The organism is Kocuria sp. (assembly GCF_030536815.1).
In the GTDB taxonomy this organism is placed as follows: Bacteria; Actinomycetota; Actinomycetes; order Actinomycetales; family Micrococcaceae; genus Kocuria; species Kocuria gwangalliensis.
Window position 1 is genome coordinate 1 of sequence record NZ_JAUNPE010000305.1, and the last position, 1,807, is coordinate 1,807.

Here is a 1,807-nt window from a genome sequence, read left to right on the forward strand (position 1 = left end):
GCTCAGCGAGGACATGGCCTACGTGGCGCGGGTTGCGATTGCGGAGGCGGCGCGCGCGGTGGGGGCCGATGCGCACCGCATGGAGGTGTACCGCGAAGCCACTCGGGCGCGGTTGGTGTGCGTGTACACGTTCAGGCCGCAGTGGATCCCGGTCGCGGAGCGGTTGTTGGATCAGCTGGGCTGAGTACTCTCCGTTGGGCCTCTATAGGTGGCGTTGATGTATCGGTCGATTGATCCGAAAGCCTGACTTACTCCGTGCCTTTGTAGAAGGCGGCGGTTTTGATGGCCTGCTGCTGGGCCTGATCTTCGTCCGCGCCGGACTGGACGTAGGCGGTTTTCCAGGCGTCCGCGGCGTCGTCCGTGTAGGTGTGGCCCTCGGTCGAGCCCGCGAAATCGCACAGATCCTGGAGGATGTCGCTGGACGCGGCATTGAGATGCAGCGCGAGTGACATGAGGCTGCTCTCCCAACCGATGCCGGTGGCGGCGGGTCCGTAGGTGCGCCAGTGGTCGTTTTCTGGCCCTTCACAAATGAGCATGGGTAGCGGGGTGCGCGGGGACGTTCCGGAGCGCGTGTTGTGAGGCCTGGGTAGAGGTCGAGGCCTCCAGGATGGGTAGCGACCAAGCAACCTGATCCTTGAAGGCCTCGACGTGTCTCATGCTATCTGCGCACCCGCGTGCGCGCTCTTCGACCTGACCGACGTCCACGTCCTGACGGTGGAACGCGGGCCACGCTCGTTCACCGTGGTGGCGGAAACCGCCTCATCGCTGGCGGGCTGCCCAGGATGCGGGGTGCTCGCCACCGGTCACGGCCGGCGGGAGGTCCTGCTCCACGATCTGCCGTGTGCCGGAGTGCCCGTGCGGGTGCTGTGGCGCAAGCGGATCCTCCGGTGCCGGGAGGATGCCTGCGAGATCTCGACGTTCAGCGAGGTCCACGAACTCGCCGCGCCACGGGCCAAGCTCACCACCCGCGCGATCGCCTGGGCGGTGACGCAGCTGCGCTCCCACGACATCGCAGTCTCGGCCCTGGCCGAGATGCTCGGGGTCGCCTGGAACACCGTCTGGCACGCGATCGTCCCCGTCATCGAGACCCAGCTGATAGCCGAGGACCGGCTGGCCGGGGTCAACGCCTTGGGCGTCGACGAGCACGTCTGGCGCCATGTGGGTCCGCCCGGCACCGGGCTGGTCACCGGCATCGTGGATCACTCCCGCGGTGAGGACGGCCGTCCCCGGGCGAGGTTGCTGGACCTGGTGCCCGGGCGCACGGGGGCGGCCTACGGCGACTGGCTTGCTACCCAGGGGCCGGGGTTCACGAGCGGGATCCGCACGGCGACGCTGGACCCGTTCCACGGCTACGCCAACGCGATCCGCGACGAGCTCCCGGAGGCGATCACCGTCCTGGACGCCTTCCACGTGGTGAAGCTCGGTGGGCAGGTCGTGGACGAGGTGCGTCGCCGCGTGCAGCAGGACACCCTCGGCCACCGAGGCCGGGCCGGGGACCCTCTCTACGGGATCCGCCGTACCTTGCAGATCGGCGCCGAGCACCTCACCGCCAAGCAGATCACCCGGCTCAACGCGAAGCTGGTGGCTGGGGACCCGCACCATGAGGTGACCCTGGCCTGGCACTGCTACCAGAAGCTGCGCGCCGTCTACCACGCCCGCCCCGAGCACGGGCGCCGGCTCGTCGCCGAGGTCCTCGATGCGTTCCCCACCTGCCCGATTCCGGAGGTCGCCCGGCTCGGCCGCACTCTGCGGCGGTGGAAGGCCGCGATCCTGGCCTACTTCGACACCGCCGGGGCCTCGAACGGGC

Annotated in this window: 2 protein-coding genes and 1 pseudogene; 2 read left to right on the top strand and 1 reads right to left on the bottom strand. The window is 69.1% G+C overall.

Annotated features, from left to right (window positions below; genetic code table 11):
- Positions 1 to 184 (top strand): annotated as a pseudogene (locus Q4E95_RS13425) (hypothetical protein); the annotation flags it as partial.
- A gap of 64 nt (positions 185 to 248) precedes the next feature.
- Here Q4E95_RS13425 and Q4E95_RS13430 read toward each other — a convergent pair.
- Positions 249 to 536 carry a hypothetical protein gene (locus tag Q4E95_RS13430; protein ID WP_303383777.1) on the bottom strand — a complete coding sequence of 96 codons (288 nt, stop codon included), beginning with the start codon at positions 534 to 536 and terminating at the stop codon, positions 249 to 251.
- Positions 537 to 648: 112 nt separating this feature from the next.
- Between Q4E95_RS13430 and Q4E95_RS13435 the strand changes: the two genes are divergently transcribed.
- Positions 649 to 1,807, top strand: a 1,159-nt coding sequence (locus tag Q4E95_RS13435) for an ISL3 family transposase (protein WP_303383778.1), incomplete at its 3' end; no start/stop codon positions are given.